The following is an 18,610-nucleotide window of genomic DNA, read 5'->3' as shown; positions in this document are numbered from 1 at the left end:
AGTCCTTTCTATAGCGAGGCGATAGCGGCACGAACATGAGCGAGGATGCGCGACGCCGACGTCGGCGCGGTACGCGGTCCGGGATCTGCGGCGGACAGATTGGCGGCGCGTGCGTGTACGAACGCGGCCGCGGCGGCGGCCTGCCCGGTCGGCAGCCCCGCGGCCAGCAGTGCCCCGATGATGCCCGACAGCACGTCACCGGATCCCGCAGTCGCGGCCCAGGATTGGCCGGCCGGGTTGAGGTAGACCGGTCCCCCGGGTTCGGCGACGATCGTCACGTTGCCCTTCAGCAGCACCGTGGCGCCGAGTCTGTCGGCCAGTGCGCGGGTGGCGGCCACCCGGTCCGCGCCTGGCGGCGATCCGGCCAACCGTGCGAATTCGCCTGCATGGGGCGTCAATACGGTCGGCGCTGCGCGGCCGTCGATGAGTTCGGGGTGCGCCGCCAGGATGGTCAGCGCGTCGGCGTCGACGATGACGGGCAGATCAGTGGCCAGAGCGAAGGACAGCGCGGCCGCCCCGGTCTCGTCGGTGCCGAGGCCAGGGCCGACAGCCCACGCCTGCACTCGGCCCGATGCTTGTGGGGTCGACGCGGCGATGACCTCGGGCCACTGCGAAAGAACCTGCGGGCCAGCGGATCCGGCATAACGGACCATGCCGGACGTGGCGGCGACGGCGGCCCCGGTGCACAGCACCGCTGCGCCGGGATAGGTGGCCGAGCCGGCCAGGACGCCGGTGACGCCCTGGGTGTACTTGTCGTCGCTGCGTCCCGGTACCGGCCACAGTGCGGCGACGTCGGCGGCGTCCAATCCGAGCATGTCGGTGGACGGCAGATCCAGTCCGATGTCGACCAACTCGACGCGACCGCATTCACCCAATGCGTGAACGGGTTTCAGCCCACCGAAGGTCACCGTCAGGGATGCGTGTACGTGCGGACCGTCGGTGGCACCGGTGTGCACGTCGATGCCGCTGGGGATGTCGACGGCGACGACCGGGGCGTGCACGTCGGCGAAGATTTCGGCCGCAGCCGTTCGCAACGGTCCGGAGCCGGAGATGCCGACGACTCCGTCGATGACCAGATCGGTTGTCGCTGAGACGCTTTCCACCAGCCTGCCGCCGGCTCGGGTGAACGCGGCGAGCGCCGCCTTGTGCGCACGCTCGGGATTGAGCAGCACGGCGTCGGCGGCGGCGCCGCGGCGGCGCAGGAAGGTCGCGGCCCACAGCGCGTCGCCGCCATTGTCACCGGAACCGACCACGGCGCAAATCCGGCGGCCCGCGATGCCGCCGGTCAGCAGGATCAGTTCGCGGGCGATCGCGGTGGCCAACCCGAACGCGGCCCGACGCATGAGGCCACCCTCTGGCAGCGACGCGAGCAGCGGCGCTTCGGCTTCGCGGATCTCGTCGGCGGTGTAGTAGTGCCGCATCCCAGCCAGGATTCCATGACTGGGACTTTGACAGCGACGTTTCAGCCCCGGCGGGTCCGGTTGTAGTGGCGACGCGCCTTCATCCGGTTGCCGCATCCGCTCATCGAGCACCAGCGGGCGGTGCCGGCGCGGGAGCGGTCGAGGAGGAACAGCCTGCAGTCGTCGTTGGCGCACGGGCGCAACCGCCCGGGCATCTCCCGCTCCAGTTCGCCCCATGCCAGCACGACGCGTGCCGGCCAATCGGCCTCCAGCGACCACTGGACCCCGTCGGGCCCGATGTCGGGCACCTTGTGCGCATCGGCGAGGTAGCGGCGCAGCACCGATGCGTCGGCTTCCATCCGGACGACTCGCTGCAGATCGTCGCGCACGGTCCGAACCTCATCGACGTCCTTGGGTCCGCCGTGCGCGCGAAGCCAGCGCCCGTCGAGTAGATCGACCATCTCACCGTCGACCACCGGCGTCGTGTTGAGTAGGTCGAGCAGCACGATCTGCCAGTCCACTGTCACGCTCATGCTAACCATCATAAAGATATTGACAGGTTAGGTTCAAGGATGTTACTTTCGTCTAACCATCATACCTATTCGAAGGGGTTAGAAATGGTCACTCGTCATCGCTTCGCCGGGATCGCCGGGCGCACGATCTTCTACCGCGAGGCGGGTTCACCGTCCTCGCCGGCCGTCGTCCTGCTGCACGGCACCCCGAACAGTTCGAGCCAGTACCGCAACCTCATTCCGGCGCTCGCCGACCGCTATCACGTCATTGCCCCCGACTACCCCGGCTTCGGGCACTCCGAGGTACCGGACGTCGACGACTTCTCCTACACCTTCGACAACCTCGCCGACCATGTCGACGCGCTGCTGGATCACCTCGGCCTGCGCCGGTACGCGATCTTCGTCCAGGACTACGGCGCCCCGGTGGGCTGGCGGTTGGCGTTGCGCCACCCCGACCGCATCGCGGCGATCATCACGCAGAACGGCAATGCCTACGTCGAGGGTTTCGTCGGCGACGTGATGGAGCCGCTGTTCACCTATGGCCGGGAGCGGTCCGAGGCCAACGCCGCGCCGTTGCTGTTCTTCATCAGCCCCGACGGGGTCAAATGGCAGTTCACGCATGGTGTTTCGGATCCCTCGGTGGTCGATCCCGATGCCTGGGTGAACGCGCATTGGGCGGTGGCGAGCAGCCCGCAGCGGGTGGCCGCACAGCTCGAACTGTTCGCCGACTACAGCTCCAACGTCGACCTGTATCCAAGCGTGCACGAATACTTCCGTACCTCGCAGGTGCCGCTGCTGGCGGTGTGGGGGCGCAACGACCAGATCTTCGGACCCGACGGCGCAGTGGCGTTCGCACGTGACTTGCCGACGGCCGAGATCAACCTGCTCGACGGCGGCCACTTCCTGCTCGAGAGCCGACTGGCCGAAGTCGTCGCCCTGGTCCGCCCCTTCCTGGAGCGGCACCTAGTCGGTTGACACGCCGTCCCAGAACGTTGCCGCGGTTTTAGCGATCTCGGCCGGGTACTCGCCGTTGATGGCGTGCGATGCGTCGGGCCACAGCTCTACATGTCCGCTCGATAGCAGATTTCGCGCCCGTGCCGTCGCGCGGGCGGCGTCGTGCATCACGCTTCGGCCGGCGATCAGCGCCAGCACCGGCACGTCCAGCGAACGCAACTGCTCGTCGGTGAACATCTTCGGCATCGCCTTACGGATGACGAAATCGTTGGCTGCGGCCGAGATCAGCGCGGCCTCGGGAACCGAGTCGTCGACATCGGCTCCGCCGCCGATCCAGCTGAACACCCGGCGTTGCAACGGCTCGGGAACGGGCAAGAACATGGCCGCAGACACCAGCGCTGTCTTCATCGGAATCGGCGCGAAGGTGATGACCGGGTCGAGCAACACAAGCGACGCGGCGCGGCCCGGCCGTCGCACGGCGTAGTTCACCGCGGTCCATCCCCCGATGGACACGCCCATCAGATGCGCGTGCTCGAGCCCGAGCCCGGCGAGTACCTCGTCGAGCCACGCCGCCTCGTCGTCGGGACCGGTGATCGGCTTGTCCTGCACCGACATTCCTGCCTCACCGAGCAGGTCGACGCCGATGACCGTGCGATGTTCGAGTAGCGCGCCAACGTTGCTGCGCCACATGGGTGTCGATGCGTTGCGTCCTGGCAGCACGACGACTGGCGGAGCGGCCGTTGCGCCGTCGAACCGGTACGTCCGCACGGTGCCGAACGACGTTGGCACATCGGTAGACTCGGCTGCGGGCAGCTGCGCCATCGCGGCCTCGTACACGCCTTCGAAGTGCGCGCGGGCTCGCCGGTTCTTGAAGCGTCCGACGCGCGGCACTACTCGACGGTGACGGACTTCGCCAGGTTACGCGGCTTGTCCACGTCGTAGCCGCGGGCCTGGGCAACACCGGCGGCGAAGATCTGCAGCGGGATCGTCGACAGCAGCGGCTGGAAAAGCGTTGACACCGCCGGGATTTCGATCAGGTGATCGGCGTAGGGACGGACGGTGTCGTCGCCCTCCTCGGCGATGACCAGGGTGATGGCGCCGCGCGCCTGGATCTCCCGGATGTTCGACAGCAGCTTGGCGTGCAGCGTCGGGGCGTTCTTCGGCGACGGCATCACGACGATCACCGGAAGGTCGTCTTCGATCAGCGCGATCGGACCGTGCTTGAGCTCACCGGCGGCGAAGCCTTCGGCGTGCATGTACGCCAGTTCCTTGAGCTTGAGCGCGCCTTCAAGGGCGACCGGATAGCCGACGTGGCGGCCGAGGAACAGCACCGCCGATGACTGCGCGAACCGATGCGCCAGTGCGGCGACCGGTTCGGCGGTCTCCAGCACCCGCGAAACCAGTTCGGGCATCGCCTCCAGGTCGCGGTATTCGCGCTCCACCTCGTCGGGGTACTTGGTGCCTCTGGCCTGGGCAAGGGCGAGTCCGACAAGGTAATTCGCCGCGATCTGGGCGAGGAACGTCTTGGTCGACGCGACGCCGATCTCCGGCCCGGCGCGGGTGTAGAGCACCGCATCACACTCGCGCGGGATCTGGCTGCCGTTGGTGTTGCAGATGGCCAGCACCTTGGCCTTCTGCTCCTTGGCGTGCCGCACCGCCTCCAGCGTGTCGGCGGTCTCGCCGGACTGCGAGATGGCGACGACCAGCGTGTGGCTGTCCAGAACCGGGTCGCGGTAACGGAATTCACTGGCCAGCTCGACCTCGACGGGCAGCCGCGTCCAATGCTCGATGGCGTACTTGGCCAGCAGCCCGGAGTGATAGGCGGTGCCACACGCGACCACGAAAACCTTGTCGATCTCGCGCAGTTCCTGGTCGGAGAGCCGCTGCTCGTCGAGCACGATGCGGCCACCTGCGAAGTGGCCGAGCAGGGTGTCGGCGACCGCGGTGGGCTGCTCCGCGATCTCCTTGAGCATGAAGTACTCGTAGCCGCCCTTCTCGGCGGACGACAGGTCCCAGTCGATGTGGAAGGGGCGGGCGTTGGCTTCGTCGGCGTTGCCGTGGAAGTCGAAGATCTCGTAGCGGTCAGGAGTGATCACGACCGCCTGGTCCTGGCCGAGTTCGACGGCGTCGCGGGTGTGCTCGATGAACGCGGCCACGTCGGAGCCGATGAACATCTCGCCCTCGCCGACCCCGACGACCAGCGGCGTGGAGCGGCGGGCCGCGACGATCATGCCCGGCGCGTCTGCGTTGGCGAAGACCAGCGTGAAATGGCCTTCGAGCCGGCGCAGCACCGCCAGCACAGAGGCCACGAAGTCGCCTGCGGTGTCGCCGTGGTGGTACTGGCGAGAAACCAGGTGCACCGCGACCTCGGTGTCGGTGTCGCTGGCGAACTCGACGCCCGCCGCCTCCAACTCGGCGCGCAGCGGCGCGTAGTTCTCGATGATGCCGTTGTGGACGACGGCGATCTTGCCTGCGGCGTCGCGATGCGGGTGCGCGTTGCGGTCGGTGGGCCTGCCGTGGGTCGCCCACCGGGTGTGGCCGAGTCCGGTGCTGCCTGCGAGGCAGACGTCGTCCGTTTCGGCGAGCGCGGCCTCCAGGTTGGCGAGCCGACCGGCCTTTCGGCGCACGGTCATGCCCCCACGGCCGTCGAACAGCGCCACCCCTGCCGAGTCGTAGCCGCGGTACTCCATCCGGCGCAGTGCGTCCACGACGATGTCACAGGCAGGACGCTGCCCGACGTATCCGACGATTCCGCACATAGCCATTCAGGGTAGTGCAAGAGCTGGGTCACACCTGCTGCGCTACGGTTCGATGGTGGCGCGCACGAAGAAGCTTTTCACCGCTTTGACCCGCCGCGGACCGCACCGCGTTCTGCGTGGTGACCTGGCCTTCGCCGGGATGCCGGGGATCGTCTACACGCCGGAAACCGGGCTCAATCTGCCGGGTGTGGCATTTGCTCACGAGTGGCTGGCCAGAGCCGATCGCTACGAGGGCACGCTGGAGCACCTGGCGTCGTGGGGCATTGTCGCCGCGGCCCCCGACACAGAGCGCAGCGTCGCGCCGTCGGTGCTGAATCTGGCCTTCGACCTCGGCACGACGCTGGACATCATTGCCGGGGTGCGACTGGGGCAGGGAAAGATCAGCGTGCACCCGGACAAGCTCGGGCTGGTCGGGCACGGTTTCGGTGGCTCGGCGGCGGTGTTCGCGGCCGCGGGCCTGCCGGTGAAGCCGAAGGCGGTGGCGGCTTTGTTCCCGACCGTGACCAAGCCGCCCGCCGAGGAACCCGCCGCGTCGCTGGCGGTGCCAGGGCTGGTGCTGACGGCGCCGGGCGACCCGATGACGTTGCGCTCCAACGCTGTTGAGCTGACGCGGGTGTGGAAGAACGCGACGCTTCGCACCGTGCACAAGGCGAAGGCGGGCGGCCTGATCGAAGGCAGGCGACTGGCGCGGGTGGTGGGGCTGCCCGGTGCCGATCGCAGCACGCAGAAGGTGGTGCGGGCGCTGCTGACCGGTTATCTGCTGCACACGCTGACCGGCGACAAGGCCTACGCCGACTTCGCCGACCCCGAAGCCGACCTGCCGAAGGCGCCTGCGGTCGACCCGTTCGCCGATGATCCGGTGGACCTGGAGAACAAGGTCGTCGCGCTGTTGAAGCCCTGACGCGGGCCAACCAACCGGTTGGGTGTATAACTTCGTAATGCGGACCGGGATCTTTCTCAACTATGCGGGCGGCTTTCTCGAGGCGGTCGACGAGGTCGTCGAACTGGAGAAGATCGGGGTCGACATCGCGCTGGTGGCCGAGGCCTACTCGTACGACGCGATCAGTCAGCTGGGCTTTCTGGCGGCCAAGACGTCCACGATCGAACTCGGCACCGGTGTCGTGCCCATCTACATCCGCACGCCGTCGCTGCTTGCGATGACCGCCGCTGGCCTCGACTACGTCTCCGACGGCCGCTTCCGGCTGGGCATCGGCACCTCCGGTCCGCAGGTGATGGAGGGCTTCCACGGCGTGCCGTTCGACGCGCCGCTCGGCCGCACGCGGGAGGTGGTCGACATCTGCAGGCAGGTGTGGCGCCGCGAACGGGTCAGCTACGACGGCAAGTACTACCAGATACCGCTGCCCGCCGACCGCGGCACGGGGCTGGGCAAGCCGCTGCATCTGATCAATCACACTGTCCGCGACCGCATTCCGATCACCATTGCCGCGCTGGGCCCGAAGAACGTTGAACTCACCGCCGAGATCGCCGAGGGTTGGCAACCGGTGTTCTTCTATCCGGAGAAGGCCGACGACGTATGGGGCGAGTCATTGCGCGCCGGGTATGCGAAACGCGACCCGTCACTGCGTCCGCTGGACATCATGGTGAGTGCGCCGTTGGCGATCGGGGACGACGTCGACGACCGATTGGCTTGGGTGAAGCCGCAATTGGCGCTCTACATCGGCGGCATGGGCGCCCGCGGCCGCAACTTCTACCACAACCTGGCGACCCGTTACGGGTTCGGCGAGGTGGCCGACCACATCCAGGACCTCTACCTCGGCGGCAAGAAGGAAGAGGCGATCGCGGCGGTCCCCGACGAACTGGTGCGCAGTGTTTCGCTGGTCGGGCCGCACGCCTACGTCAAGGAGCGGTTGGCCGCATTCGCCGCGGGCGGCGCGACCACGCTTCTGCTGCAACCACTTTCGGGTGACCGTCGGGAATCTGTGCGGTTCGTCGAGGAATTGCAGGGCATGCTCTAGACGAGCAGGGTGCCGCCGTCGACGGTCAGCACGACGCCGGTGCCCCACTGCTGCTCCATGCAGTACAGGTAGGCCAGCGCCGTGTCGGCGACCTCGCCGATACGACCCAACGGAAGCTGTTGTGCCGTCTGCTCATACAGCGCCTGCCGGTCGGTCTCGCTGAACGAGTCCCACAGCGGGGTGCGCACGACGCCAGGAGCGACGGCGTTGACCCGGATCGGTGCCAGTTCGAACGCGAGCGCCTTGGTCAGCGCGTTCATCGCTCCGCAGATGCTGACCGGCATGGCGCCGAAACTCGGTGTCTCGCCCGCGGTGCCGCTGGTCAGTGTGATCGAGCCGCCGTCCGTGATGCGGGGGCGGAACACCTTGATCGCGCTCAGCGCGCCGCTGAGCCTGGTCCGGTAGTAGTGGTCGATGATCGCGGGGGTCAGTTCGTCCAGCGATACCAGTGCCAGTGACTCGCCTGCGGTGAAGACCAGGTGTTCGATGTCGCCGACGTCGGCGGCGAGTGCCTTCAGCGAGTCGGGGTCCGTCAGGTCGACGGTGGCGCCGCGGGCTCCGTCCGGCAGTTGGGCGAGGGCGCGGTCGACACTGGATTGCTGGCGCGATACGACGATCGGGGTGGCTCCGCGTTCGGCCACTGCGGATGCGACACCCAGGCCGATACCCGAGGTGCCGCCAATGACGAGGACTCTTGCGTTCTTCAAGCTCATGTCTCCACTGTCGGGACGGTTCGGGGCCGCGTCCAACACTCTTTTCGCCGCTCGGCGATACCCTTGCGGTATGGCGGCATCCGATCTCGATTTGCGCAAGCTCCGCTACTTCGTGGCGGTGGCCGAGGAGTTGAACTTCGGTCGCGCCGCCGAGCGGCTGCATATCGCGCAGCCGGTGTTGTCGCGGCAGATTCGTTCGTTCGAAGGCGAACTCGGGGTGCAACTGTTCGCCCGCGACTCGCGCGGCACCGAGTTGACCATCGCGGGCAAGCAGCTGCTGGAGGATGCCCGTTTTCTGCTCGCCGAGACAACTGCATTGCGGCAGAGGCTATCTCGGGTCGCCGATCAGACGGTGACGGTGACGGTAGCCGTGATGCCCGGTCTGTTGGCGACAGCGGCTGCGGCCGCGTTCGAGGCCGAAGACCCGACGCGGCGCGCCGTGGTCTTTCAGGTCGGGTGGCCGGACCAGATCGAGGTCATTCGGCGCGGCGAGGCAGACGTGGTCTATGCGCGCGAGCCGATCGATCACCGCGGGCTGGGCAGCGCGCCGCTGCTGGAGGAGCCGCGAGTCGTCGCGTTGTCCGCGGGCGATCCGCTCGCCACGAAGCCGGCCATCCGATTGGCCGACTTGGCGAGCAGGCGTCTGCTGCAGGATCCGGCCACGGTGCCGGAGTGGTATGACATCGCGTTGCCCGAGTTTCGTCGCGGCGGCCAGACAGCGCACACCGTCGAAGAGAAGCTCGAACAGGTCGCCGCGCGTGCGGGTGTCGTGATCCTGCCGCAATCGACCGCGGCGTACTACCGCAGGCCCGATGTGCGGGTGCTGCCGATCGAAGACCTCGGCCCGAGCAAGGTCACGCTGATCTGGGATGCGGCGACTGACAATCCGGCCCGCGACGCCTTTGTCACCGCGGCGTTGGCGTGCCGGGAGCAGACTGTTTGACGGTCGGCTGCCGGTCCTTGGCGGCGATCTCGGCGAGCACGCCGACGACGACACCGAACGCGAAGTACAGCGCCGGCAACCACGGGGCCACCCCGAGCAGCGAGTCCGAGTCGTCGGCATAGCGGAACACGCCGGCAGCGGCGAGCACCGCCTCGATGATCGGGCCGACAATTGCCGCGACCACACCGCACACGGCACCAGGGCCGTCGCCCAGTACGCACCACATAATCGCTGCGAGCGTGTAGATCAGCACCGTCACCGGAACGGCTGGCGCCGTGTGCTCGAGCGCGGTGGTGATGTAGATCCCGACGACAGCCGCGACACCACCCAGGCCCTGGCGCACGGTGACGGTCGTCCGCGGAGCCCGCATCCGCAACCGCAACTCGGCAAGCGACACGGTCGCGAACGCGACGAGAAGCGGAAACCAGATCGGACTGCTCCAGATGAAAGGCACAGCGTCAGTCAGGTATTCGGTCGTCCCGGTGGCCACATGGCTGTGGTCGCCGATCAGCGACGCGGCGGCGCCCAGCGTGAACAGCAACGCGAATTCCGGTATGCCCAGTCTCACGCAGTGAGAGGGTACGCCGCACCACCCGCCCTCGGGTCAGGCTGCGTGTAGGTCGGTGAGTTCGACGCCGATGCGGATTTCGAGTTCGCTGATGGTGATCAGTGGGGCCCCGGGCAGCGGCGGTGCGGTGGAGCGGTAGGTCTTGCCGGTCGGGGTGACGAATTCGGCGCTGTGGGTGCCGTTGTCCAGCGCGGTGGACACCCGCCAACCGGCTGCTTCTTTGACGTAGTTGCACCGCTCACAAGCCCCCAACCCGTTGCCGGCGCTGGTCGGACCACCGCGATGCCGCGGTATGGCGTGATCACGATGCCGGATCGGGGCATCACAATACGGAGTACGACAGGTGCGATCCCGCACCCCGATGAATTTCGCTAACCCCTTGGGAAACACCCGCGCCCGCGACTCCATCGCCACCAACGCCCCACCGCGCGGGTGCCGATACAACCGCCGCAGACTGGCCCGCGCCCGCTCATCAGCGACCGCATCGCCGACCAACTGTTGGGCCAGCGGCGCCGGAACCGGCCCATAACCGTCCAGGATCGCCGGGGCATTGTCGCTGCCCCACAACGCCGCATCGGTCATCACCAAATTCAACGCCACCGACTGCGGCTGCACCGCCGGACAGCCGGTGATGCGTTCATAGGCGGTATCAGCCATCACCTGACCCCGCGAACGCCCATCAAAGGTGGTGTCAGCCTGGCGTTTCAATGCCGCCCACAACCCCACCCCCTGACGCATCGGCAACAACACCGTCACCCGGGCCATGCAATCGGGCGCCGGGCGCACCGTCACGCTGCGATCCGCCTCAGCCTTGGCCGCCCGATCCACCACCGCCGCGGAACCCAACCGGGCGGCGATCTCCTTGGCCTTGGCGCTGATCCGGCCATCACCGAGCCCCTCCAACGCCGAGACATCACCGCACATCCCAGCGTCCAGCAGCCGCCGATCCGCCACGGCCAAACACGCCGACTCGCGCGCGATCAACGTCGCCCGCCACTCCGAGAGCACCCCGCATTCCATCGCGGCCAGCGTGCGCGGCATCTCCTCGACCAACGTCTGCGCCACCCCCAACAGCCGACCACCTTGATTCGGCGATTCGCGGCGCCCCAAGGCGACCTCACTGCCCAACCCACGACCCTGCCGCGACTTGGGCACCCCCGCCGCCACCTCCGCCGCCCGACGCGCCGTCGCCAACGCCGCCGCCGCGCGGGCCTGCCCCGCCGCCGCAGCCGACTTCACCGCCTCCAACCACGCGATCTGCTCGACCAAGGCCCCCTGATCAGCCCGCGGATCCACCTCCGCCAACACCCTGAACTCGAACATATGTTCGACACTACCACCACCCCACGACAAGAGTCAGCTTCGCCAACCGACGGACCGAGCCCACGCATCCACGGCTGCGTTGCGTGCCTCTCGATCGGTGGGCGCCACCTCGCGATGCTTTCGCGCCTCCGCCCGGATCTCCTCGAGTTCCACAGCCAGCGGACCGAGCCCAACTGCCGCCCGGCGCACGTCGACATCCGCGGCGTCGGCAATCGGAAGGGGACTGATTAAGCCATCGGAATCCCAATCCAGCTGAGTTCCGTACTGCTGCGGCTTTCCCTCCAGCATCGAGATCCGGTCCTCGAGGAGCGCGACATAGAGGGATTCGGTCTCACCTCGCCGCTCCGCTGCCCGCATCAGCCCGAGACCTCTTCGCATCACGTTCGGCGACCAGATCGAGTGGTACAGCAACCAATCAGCAGCCCAGTTGTTCGGCCATCCGACAGAGTCGAAGATGCCATTGAGCCGTTCGGCATTTCGCCGGCAAGGCTCTTCCATCAACCGGTGATGGCCGTAGAACAGCGGGTCTTCTGAGGATACGTACGCCCAGATTGCGCGTCCCTTCTCCGCCATGTCCACCAGTTCGTAGTCCACGTCATTCATCAGCGGCGGCTTCGCCCTCACCATTCACTCCCCCACTTGCGGTAGTTCGTCGGCCGCGATCTCACACGGCGTTTCGCCCGCAACCGGTTCCGGCTCAGGCTCGGGCGGTGGTGGTGGCGGTGGGGATGTCGGCGCAGGCTCGGCCGCGGGGACGAGCGGCTCAACCGGTGGCGGCGGATCGTCCGGCGGCGGCTCACTCAACGGCGGCCCCTCCTCGAGTGGGCCACCGGTCTCACAGCGGTCCGCTTCGGCGGCTAGCGGCTCTTCGTCGGAATCAGCTTCTGCCTCTTCGTCTTTCGGCTCGTCGGCCTCCTCGTCGTCGAGCCCATCAGGCTCGTCGAGTTCGGGCGGGTCGGCGAGCTCATCACCGGCCGATCCGAGCAGACCGCCGAACGCATCGGCGAGCTGCTGCCCGATGCCGGACAACCCGCCACCCACGTCAGGCAGTCCACCCATCGCGGGCATCCCCGGCGATGCCATCGGTGCGGCCGGTGCGGGATCGGGCAACGCGGCGGGCGCAGGTGGGGGTTCCGGTGGTGGCGGCGATGCCGCAAATCCCGGCGATGCCCCGCCCCATGACGGCGGTGCACTGCCAACCGGCGATGGTGACGGTGATGCCACGAACGATGCCGGCGTCGTCGCAACCGCTTCCGCGGGCGGCGGCGTCCACACCGGTCCGAGGTCGCCGGGCACCGCGAACGTCGGCGCAGGCTCGGCACCGAGCGTGGCCGTCGCGCCGTCGTAGGCATCGGTCACCGCGGCTGAGGCTGAACGCATTGCGGTCAACCAGTCCTGCCGAATGTCGTTGTCTATGAACGGCTTTATCTCCTGGTCGACCAATTCACTGGCCGCCGCCCGATCACCCGACCCTGTCGTCACCGTCTGAGCGGCCGCCAACCAGTCCGCCCGACGCGCCGCACTGCGATCGGCGATCGCCAGCGCCGCAGCGACCTTCCCGTCGACCGCATGCCACAGGTCGTCGCGCAACGCGGCCATCGCATCGGCAGCGGTGCGAGTGGACGCCGCCGCGGCGGTGGCCGCCTCGCCGTGTCGCCGCAGGAACTCTCGCGACGCCTCAGCGCCGCTGCCCTGCCATGCTGCCGACACCGCGGCGAGGTGCTGCTCCTGTTGTGTCCGGGCATCCTCGACGGCCGCCACCACCGCCTCGAGCGCGGCGCAGTCCGCGTCCAGCGCCCGCAGATCCAGCCCGTCCTCGCTGCCGTACCAGTCGCGGACTTGCTGCGCATTCAGCGTCAGGTCCGGGTCCTGGTAGCCGAGCGAGCGGCACGCCGACACGTAGCTCTGCACGTCGTCCACCGCGGCCGCGCCTTCGGCCAACCGCGTTGCCACATCGAACTTTTCGGCCACGGCTCACCCCAGACGGTTCGCCGCGCGTGCGTCGGCGTCGGTGTAGCGGTCGGCGGACGCGCGAAGCGCGGCGGCGATCTCCCGAGCGGCCCGCGACCACTGCGGCAATCGGTCGACGACGTCGTCGACCGCCATGCGCACCGCATCTCCGCTCGCGACATGGTCGCGCCCCGCGGTGCCACCGTCGAAGGCCAATCCGGTCAGATGCGTCCGCACTGCGGCGTCCACGGTGTCTGCGGCGGCGTCGTATCCCCGCGCAGCACCGTAGAGCGCCACAACGTCGACACGGGCCGCGTTGCGTTCTCCCATGTTTGATTACGACGCCGGCGAGGCCGCGCCGGTTCCATCGCGTTTCAGCGGTGGTCGCTGACCGATTCGGCGACGCGAACGGCCACCTGTCGAGCGGTGTCCTCGTCGGCGGCCTCGACCATCACGCGGACGACCTGCTCGGTTCCCGAGGGCCGCAACAGGATTCGGCCCGTATCGCCGAGCTGTGCCTCGGCTTCGGCCACCGCTGACCGCACCGACGGCGCGTCCGCCACGGTGGCCTTGTCCGCCACCTCGACGTTGATCAACACCTGGGGCAGAGTGTGCATCGGCTCAGCCAACGCCGCCAACGTCGACCTGGTCTGCGCCATCCTCGACATCAGCCGCAATCCGGTGACCACCCCGTCGCCGGTGGTCCCGAGCGCGGGCATCACGATGTGGCCTGACTGTTCGCCGCCGAGCGAATACTCGCCTGCGCGAAGCTCTTCGAGCACGTAACGGTCGCCGACGCCGGTGGTGCGGACCTCGATGCCCGCGGCGCGCATCGCCAGATGCAGCCCGAGATTGCTCATCACGGTCGCCACCAGCGTGTTCGACGCGAGCTCACCGGCGTCGCGCATCGCGAGGGCGAGGATGACCATGATTGCGTCGCCGTCGACGACGCGGCCGCCGGCGTCCACCGCCAGGCACCGATCGGCGTCGCCGTCATGCGCCAGGCCGAGGTCTGCGCCATGCGACACCACCGCGGCCTGCAGCTGCTCCATGTGTGTCGAGCCGCAGCCGTCGTTGATGTTGAGCCCGTTGGGCTCGGCGTTGATCGCGATGACGTCGGCGCCCGCCGCTCGGTACGCCCGTGGCGCGGCGGCGGATGCGGCCCCGTGCGCACAGTCGACGACGACGGTCAGGCCGTCGAGTCGCGTGGTGACCGCCTTCGCGGCGTGGCGCAGGTAGCGGTCCAGGGCGTCCTCGGCGTCGACGACCCTGCCGATGCCTGCACCGGTGGGGCGGCTGCCGGGTCCTTGATGGACGAGTTCCTCGATGCGGTCCTCGGCGGCGTCATCGAGCTTGTGGCCGCCAGGGCCGAAGATCTTGATGCCGTTGTCGGGCATCGGGTTGTGCGACGCCGAGATCATCACGCCGAAGTCGGCGTCGTACGCGTTCGTCAGGTAGGCCACCGCGGGCGTCGGCAGCACGCCCACCCGGAGCGCATCGACACCCTCGCTGGTGATCCCGGCGATCACCGCGGCCTCGAGCATCTCGCTACTGGCCCGCGGATCGCGGCCCACCACGGCGATCCGGCGGGCGTGCCCACCGACGCTGCCGAGGCGGCGCGCCGCCGCGGAACCCAGGCCGAGCGCCAGCTCAGCGGTCAGATCCTGATTGGCGACGCCGCGCACCCCGTCGGTGCCGAACAGTCGAGCCATGCCGACAAACTTCTCATAAATGGCGGCCGGAGAGCCAACTGCCAGGCGGAGACGACCGAAAAAGCTCACCGCCCGCACTCGGGTGTGATGCGGGCGGTGAGGGCCTTTCCGGTTAGCCGAGCAAGCCGAGCAGCTGATTCAGCAGGTTCACGAACTGAAGCAGGTCCGTGATGGCACCTGACGGATCGAGCAGACCGGCCACTGCGCACAGCAGGTTGCCGAGCAGATTCCCCGCCCCTGGCACCGCGGTGATGTTCAGATGCACCGTGTCGAGGTGCACCTCGAGGCCGAGCAGATTCAAGTCCAGCGGCCCAAGCACGAGATCGAGAATCTCGCAGCTGGCCTGGGCAACCGCGGCAGGCATGGCGACACCTGACCGCGATACATCCTGGGCACCGACGCCCTGGCCAGGGTGGATCAGCTTGCCGGTGAGGTCTCCGACCGCCTCCACGGGTGTCGGTGCGCCGGCAGCAGCCTGGCGGAACTGCGTCACCGTGAATTGGCCGTTGAATTTCGACCCGTCGTCAGCCGTGCCGCGCACCTGCACGGTCTTTTTGCCGACGACCTCCGGCGGGGCCGCGCCGACTGTCCCGGCGCCGATCCCTCCGAAGAGCCCGAGGGTCGCCACCGCGACCATCAGGGCAAGTAGCCGCATAAGCCGTGACGTCATAGAAATACTCCATTCCTGTTCGGGGAAGCCAGTGAACCGGTCCCCCGACCAGCTCCGTGACGTCGCACCGGAGATGGGAGCGCTCGCTTGCGCGATTAGCACCCGTGCTTCCGCAGCGTTCTTTCCTCGATCAAGCGGGTTCCCAAACCGAAAATCACAGAATAATTTCTGACGGCGTCAATACCCTTCCCAGGTCTAATTAGCTTGGCGGTCAATAAGTTGCTGTTCAGTTCCGATCGCCGCGTTTACTGCAGCCCGAAGACAATCTCCGAAAATGACTCACCGCCCGCACCCAGAGGATGCGGGCGGTGAGGTTCGCTTAGACCGACCTACCTAGCGGTGGTGGTGGTCGGAGCCGCGGTCGTCGGGCTCGACGGCTCGAGCTCGTTCTGACCAGGCGCGTTCTCGGACTGTCCCGGGCTGTTCTGGGCGAACGTGAAGGTGAGACCACCCTCAGCGGCCGCGCAGCTGCCCGGCACCGGCGTTCCGCTCACGTCCAGCGCCTGCAGGGCCTGGGTGGTGATTCCGGCACTGGGGCAGGCAGAGGCGGCCAAGGCCTCCGCGCTGGCCAGCGACACGTCCTGCAGGGTGCCCACCTGCTGACCGTCTGCGGTCACGGTGACGTTGATTTTGGCGTCGTTGACGACGGACTCTGCCGGCGGAGCGGCGTGCGCGAGTCCAAGGCCGCCAGCTGCCAGGAGGGCTCCGCCCAGAACGGCGCCCGCGGACGCAAGCTTCACACGGTTATGCATCTATCTATCCCTTTCAGTCAGGAAGCAACGGCCGATCCCCCAACGAGCTGGCTGAGTGACCCGTATCGACGACAGATCGTCTGTCGAACGCACTGTGGCGCCCGTGCTCCCGACGTGTGGGCTCCCCAATCACGGCGAGTCTCAAACTCGATGTGACGAATTCTTCTGGACAAAATGCGAAACGCCGGGCGTGCATAGGCACACCCGGCGTCCCGGTGAATCGATCAGCGCTTGCTGTACTGAGGCGCTTTACGGGCCTTCTTGAGGCCGTACTTCTTGCGCTCGATGGCACGCGGGTCGCGCGTGAGGAAGCCAGCCTTCTTCAGCGCGGGCCGGTCCTCGGGCTGCACGAGAATCAGCGCACGGGCGATGGCCAGCCGCAGCGCGCCGGCCTGACCGGACGGGCCGCCACCGTCGAGGTGGGCGTAGATGTCGAAGCTGTCCACCCGGTCCACGGTCACCAGCGGAGCCTTGATCAGCTGCTGGTGCACCTTGTTCGGGAAGTAATCCTCGAGCGTGCGGCCGTCCAGGTGGAACTGGCCGGTGCCCGGCACCAGGCGCACCCGCACCACGGCCTCCTTGCGGCGGCCGACGGTCTGAATCGGGCGGTCGATCACGACGGGCTCACGCGGAGCGGCCTCGGTCTCGACCACCGCGTCGGTGGTTTCAGTGTTTTCAACGATCTCGGTCACTGGGCCACCTGCTTGATCTCGTACGGCACCGGCTGCTGGGCAGCGTGCGGATGGTCGGGCCCGGCGTAGACCTTCAGCTTCTTCTGGATCTGACGGCCGAGCTTGGTGTGCGGAATCATCCCGACGATCGCCTGCTCGACGACCCGGTCAGGGTGCTTCTGCATCAGCTCACCGATGGTGCGCCTGCGCAGACCGCCGGGGTAACCCGAGTGGCGGTAGGCGTACTTGTTCTGGAGCTTGTCGCCGCTGATGGCGACCTTGTCAGCGTTGATGACGATGACGAAATCGCCACCGTCGACATTCGGCGTGAACGTCGGCTTGTGCTTGCCACGCAACAGGTTGGCTGCTGCGACGGCGAGCCGGCCGAGCACCACGTCGGTGGCGTCGATGACGTACCACGACCGCGTGGTGTCACCCGCCTTCGGCGTATATGTAGGCACAGCGTCTACCTTCTCTATTCGGGTTGGATCCCGGTGACCCGGGTGCCGGTCAGGCGTTTCGGTGGGAATCCCTCGGCGACCGACATTGACCCGAGGACCCGTGCGTCACCGCACGCCAACCGGAGCAGCTTACCTGCGGGCGTCCTCGCAGGTCAAAACGCAATCACCGATAGTCGATGACGATGCGACCGTCGATCTGGCCGCGCTCCATCCGGCCGAACACCTCGTTGATGTCATCGAGACGCGCGCTTTCCACGGTCGGGTGGATCAGGCCGCGGGCATAGAAGTCCAGCGCCTCGGCCATGTCCTGGCGGGTACCGACGATCGACCCTCGGATCGTCAGACCCTTGAGCACGATGTCGAAGATCGGCGCCGGAAAGTCGCCGGGCGGGAGGCCGTTGAACACGATCGTGCCGCCGCGCCTCGCCAACCCGATCGCCTGACCGAACGCCTGCGGGTGCACGGCCGTGACGAGCACTCCGTGCACGCCGCCCGTGGCCCTCTGCACCTCGGCGACGACGTCGGACGTCCGGGCGTTGACGGCGACCTCCGCGCCGAGCCGGGTGGCCAGCGCGAGCTTCGCGTCGTCGATGTCGATGGCCACCACCCGTAGGCCCATCGCGCGGGCGTACTGCACCGCAACGTGGCCCAGCCCGCCGACACCCGATATCGCCACCCACTGACCGGGACGGGTGTCGGTCACCTTGAGGCCCTTGTAGACGGTGACGCCCGCACACAGGATCGGCGCCACCTCGAGAGGGTCGGCGCCCTCCGGGATGCGTGCCGCATACGCGGCGTTCACCAGCATGTAGCTGCCGAAGCTGCCGTTGACGCTGTAGCCGCCATTCTTCTGGCTCTCGCACAGGGTTTCCCACCCGGTGCGGCAGTATTCGCAAGTGCCGCAAGCCGACCAGAGCCAGGCATTGCCCACCTTGTCGCCGACCACGAGGTCGTCGACGCCGTCGCCGACCGCGACGACGGTGCCGTAGCCCTCGTGCCCTGGGACGAACGGCGGTTGCGGTTTGACGGGCCAATCTCCGTGTGCCGCATGGAGATCGGTGTCGCACACACCGGAGGTCTCGAGTTTGACGAGGGCCTCGCCGTACCCGGGCGTGGGCAGCTCGAGCTCTTCGACCTGTAGCGGTGCACCGAATTCGGTGACGACGGCGGCACGCATGCTATCGGTGCTCGTGGGCGCGGCGGGCGCGCCAATGGTCTGTGTCATTTCAATATTCCAATCGTGAAA

20 protein-coding genes are annotated in these 18,610 nt (G+C 67.7%); 4 read left to right on the top strand and 16 right to left on the bottom strand.

The genetic code is table 11. The annotated features are described in order from the left end of the window. Positions 1–8: 8 nt before the first annotated feature. Both C1A30_RS11445 and C1A30_RS11440 read right to left on the bottom strand, forming a co-directional pair. A complete protein-coding gene (locus tag C1A30_RS11445; RefSeq protein ID WP_101948446.1) occupies positions 9–1,421 on the bottom strand; it encodes an NAD(P)H-hydrate dehydratase in 1,413 nt (470 codons plus the stop codon). 41 nt (positions 1,422–1,462) lie between these two features. Next, entirely contained in the window at positions 1,463–1,933 is a 471-nt protein-coding gene (locus C1A30_RS11440; protein WP_101948445.1) for a CGNR zinc finger domain-containing protein, read from the bottom strand. An 84-nt stretch (positions 1,934–2,017) separates the two neighbouring features. Here C1A30_RS11440 and C1A30_RS11435 point away from each other — a divergent pair, with 84 nt between their 5' ends. Next, a complete protein-coding gene (locus C1A30_RS11435) occupies positions 2,018–2,887 on the top strand; it encodes an alpha/beta fold hydrolase (protein ID WP_101948444.1) in 870 nt (289 codons plus the stop codon). On the opposite strand, the gene C1A30_RS11430 is transcribed toward C1A30_RS11435, so the two are convergent. Next, on the bottom strand, positions 2,876–3,757 hold the full coding sequence (locus C1A30_RS11430; RefSeq protein WP_235009819.1) for an alpha/beta fold hydrolase: 882 nt from the start codon (positions 3,755–3,757) through the stop codon (positions 2,876–2,878). The genes C1A30_RS11435 and C1A30_RS11430 overlap by 12 nt on opposite strands. Next, on the bottom strand, positions 3,757–5,625 hold the full coding sequence (gene glmS / locus C1A30_RS11425; RefSeq protein ID WP_101948443.1) for a glutamine--fructose-6-phosphate transaminase (isomerizing): 1,869 nt from the start codon (positions 5,623–5,625) through the stop codon (positions 3,757–3,759). Before glmS ends, C1A30_RS11430 begins: the two co-directional genes overlap by 1 nt. A gap of 55 nt (positions 5,626–5,680) precedes the next feature. Here glmS and C1A30_RS11420 point away from each other — a divergent pair, with 55 nt between their 5' ends. Both C1A30_RS11420 and C1A30_RS11415 read left to right on the top strand, forming a co-directional pair. Continuing rightward, positions 5,681–6,526 carry a dienelactone hydrolase family protein gene (locus tag C1A30_RS11420; protein ID WP_101948442.1) on the top strand — a complete coding sequence of 282 codons (846 nt, stop codon included), beginning with the start codon at positions 5,681–5,683 and terminating at the stop codon, positions 6,524–6,526. A 37-nt stretch (positions 6,527–6,563) separates the two neighbouring features. After that, positions 6,564–7,601 (top strand): LLM class F420-dependent oxidoreductase, encoded by a 1,038-nt coding sequence (locus tag C1A30_RS11415; protein ID WP_101948441.1) that lies wholly within the window; start codon positions 6,564–6,566, stop codon positions 7,599–7,601. Here C1A30_RS11415 and C1A30_RS11410 read toward each other — a convergent pair. Further along, on the bottom strand, positions 7,598–8,314 hold the full coding sequence (locus tag C1A30_RS11410; RefSeq protein WP_101948440.1) for an SDR family oxidoreductase: 717 nt from the start codon (positions 8,312–8,314) through the stop codon (positions 7,598–7,600). The genes C1A30_RS11415 and C1A30_RS11410 overlap by 4 nt on opposite strands. Before the next feature lie 70 nt (positions 8,315–8,384). Here C1A30_RS11410 and C1A30_RS11405 point away from each other — a divergent pair, with 70 nt between their 5' ends. Then, positions 8,385–9,257 (top strand): LysR family transcriptional regulator, encoded by an 873-nt coding sequence (locus C1A30_RS11405; RefSeq protein ID WP_101948439.1) that lies wholly within the window; start codon positions 8,385–8,387, stop codon positions 9,255–9,257. Here the strand turns inward: C1A30_RS11405 and C1A30_RS11400 are convergent. From C1A30_RS11400 to adhP, 11 genes are all read right to left on the bottom strand, one after another. After that, positions 9,220–9,825 carry a DUF2878 family protein gene (locus C1A30_RS11400; RefSeq protein ID WP_101948438.1) on the bottom strand — a complete coding sequence of 202 codons (606 nt, stop codon included), beginning with the start codon at positions 9,823–9,825 and terminating at the stop codon, positions 9,220–9,222. The two genes, C1A30_RS11405 and C1A30_RS11400, sit on opposite strands and share 38 nt — an antisense overlap. 36 nt (positions 9,826–9,861) lie before the next feature. Next, on the bottom strand, positions 9,862–11,148 hold the full coding sequence (locus C1A30_RS11395) for an HNH endonuclease signature motif containing protein (protein WP_101948437.1): 1,287 nt from the start codon (positions 11,146–11,148) through the stop codon (positions 9,862–9,864). 33 nt (positions 11,149–11,181) lie between these two features. After that, entirely contained in the window at positions 11,182–11,751 is a 570-nt protein-coding gene (locus C1A30_RS11390) for a DUF6624 domain-containing protein (protein ID WP_160112735.1), read from the bottom strand. 24 nt (positions 11,752–11,775) lie between these two features. Then, positions 11,776–13,119, bottom strand: a complete 1,344-nt coding sequence (locus C1A30_RS11385; RefSeq protein WP_101948435.1) for a hypothetical protein — start codon at positions 13,117–13,119, stop codon at positions 11,776–11,778. A gap of 3 nt (positions 13,120–13,122) precedes the next feature. Further along, positions 13,123–13,428, bottom strand: a complete 306-nt coding sequence (locus C1A30_RS11380) for a type VII secretion target (protein ID WP_101948434.1) — start codon at positions 13,426–13,428, stop codon at positions 13,123–13,125. 44 nt (positions 13,429–13,472) lie between these two features. Beyond that, a complete protein-coding gene (glmM, locus tag C1A30_RS11375; protein WP_101948433.1) occupies positions 13,473–14,810 on the bottom strand; it encodes a phosphoglucosamine mutase in 1,338 nt (445 codons plus the stop codon). Positions 14,811–14,922: 112 nt separating this feature from the next. Beyond that, positions 14,923–15,480 carry a hypothetical protein gene (locus tag C1A30_RS11370; RefSeq protein WP_142392589.1) on the bottom strand — a complete coding sequence of 186 codons (558 nt, stop codon included), beginning with the start codon at positions 15,478–15,480 and terminating at the stop codon, positions 14,923–14,925. A gap of 329 nt (positions 15,481–15,809) precedes the next feature. Beyond that, positions 15,810–16,232 carry a hypothetical protein gene (locus C1A30_RS11365; RefSeq protein ID WP_101948431.1) on the bottom strand — a complete coding sequence of 141 codons (423 nt, stop codon included), beginning with the start codon at positions 16,230–16,232 and terminating at the stop codon, positions 15,810–15,812. A 224-nt stretch (positions 16,233–16,456) separates the two neighbouring features. Further along, complete coding sequence (gene rpsI, locus C1A30_RS11360) at positions 16,457–16,915, bottom strand: 30S ribosomal protein S9 (protein ID WP_197518505.1); 459 nt, start codon at positions 16,913–16,915, stop codon at positions 16,457–16,459. 5 nt (positions 16,916–16,920) lie between these two features. Continuing rightward, on the bottom strand, positions 16,921–17,364 hold the full coding sequence (gene rplM, locus C1A30_RS11355; protein WP_067794451.1) for a 50S ribosomal protein L13: 444 nt from the start codon (positions 17,362–17,364) through the stop codon (positions 16,921–16,923). A 163-nt stretch (positions 17,365–17,527) separates the two neighbouring features. Further along, positions 17,528–18,589: an alcohol dehydrogenase AdhP gene (adhP, locus tag C1A30_RS11350; protein WP_101948430.1), complete on the bottom strand. Its 1,062-nt coding sequence runs from the start codon at positions 18,587–18,589 to the stop codon at positions 17,528–17,530. Positions 18,590–18,610: the final 21 nt, after the last annotated feature.

It is taken from the genome of Mycobacterium sp. 3519A (genome assembly GCF_900240945.1).
Taxonomy (GTDB): domain Bacteria; phylum Actinomycetota; class Actinomycetes; order Mycobacteriales; family Mycobacteriaceae; genus Mycobacterium.
The sequence above is the reverse complement of the archived record's forward strand: the minus strand, read 5'-3'. Positions and strand labels throughout refer to the sequence as shown.

Excerpts from the sequence above, each read along its gene's own strand:
- C1A30_RS11395 (WP_101948437.1), bottom strand. The coding sequence starts at position 11,148 with ATGTTCGAGTTCAGGGTGTTGGCGGAGGTGGATCCGCGGGCTGATCAG.
- C1A30_RS11365 (WP_101948431.1), bottom strand. The coding sequence starts at position 16,232 with ATGCATAACCGTGTGAAGCTTGCGTCCGCGGGCGCCGTTCTGGGCGGA.
- C1A30_RS11405 (WP_101948439.1), top strand. The coding sequence starts at position 8,385 with ATGGCGGCATCCGATCTCGATTTGCGCAAGCTCCGCTACTTCGTGGCG.
- C1A30_RS11445 (WP_101948446.1), bottom strand. The coding sequence starts at position 1,421 with ATGCGGCACTACTACACCGCCGACGAGATCCGCGAAGCCGAAGCGCCG.
- C1A30_RS11410 (WP_101948440.1), bottom strand. The coding sequence starts at position 8,314 with ATGAGCTTGAAGAACGCAAGAGTCCTCGTCATTGGCGGCACCTCGGGT.
- C1A30_RS11415 (WP_101948441.1), top strand. The coding sequence starts at position 6,564 with ATGCGGACCGGGATCTTTCTCAACTATGCGGGCGGCTTTCTCGAGGCG.
- C1A30_RS11380 (WP_101948434.1), bottom strand. The coding sequence starts at position 13,428 with ATGGGAGAACGCAACGCGGCCCGTGTCGACGTTGTGGCGCTCTACGGT.
- C1A30_RS11390 (WP_160112735.1), bottom strand. The coding sequence starts at position 11,751 with ATGAATGACGTGGACTACGAACTGGTGGACATGGCGGAGAAGGGACGC.
- C1A30_RS11370 (WP_142392589.1), bottom strand. The coding sequence starts at position 15,480 with ATGACGTCACGGCTTATGCGGCTACTTGCCCTGATGGTCGCGGTGGCG.
- C1A30_RS11435 (WP_101948444.1), top strand. The coding sequence starts at position 2,018 with ATGGTCACTCGTCATCGCTTCGCCGGGATCGCCGGGCGCACGATCTTC.
- glmM (WP_101948433.1), bottom strand. The coding sequence starts at position 14,810 with ATGGCTCGACTGTTCGGCACCGACGGGGTGCGCGGCGTCGCCAATCAG.
- glmS (WP_101948443.1), bottom strand. The coding sequence starts at position 5,625 with ATGTGCGGAATCGTCGGATACGTCGGGCAGCGTCCTGCCTGTGACATC.
- adhP (WP_101948430.1), bottom strand. The coding sequence starts at position 18,589 with ATGACACAGACCATTGGCGCGCCCGCCGCGCCCACGAGCACCGATAGC.
- C1A30_RS11440 (WP_101948445.1), bottom strand. The coding sequence starts at position 1,933 with ATGAGCGTGACAGTGGACTGGCAGATCGTGCTGCTCGACCTACTCAAC.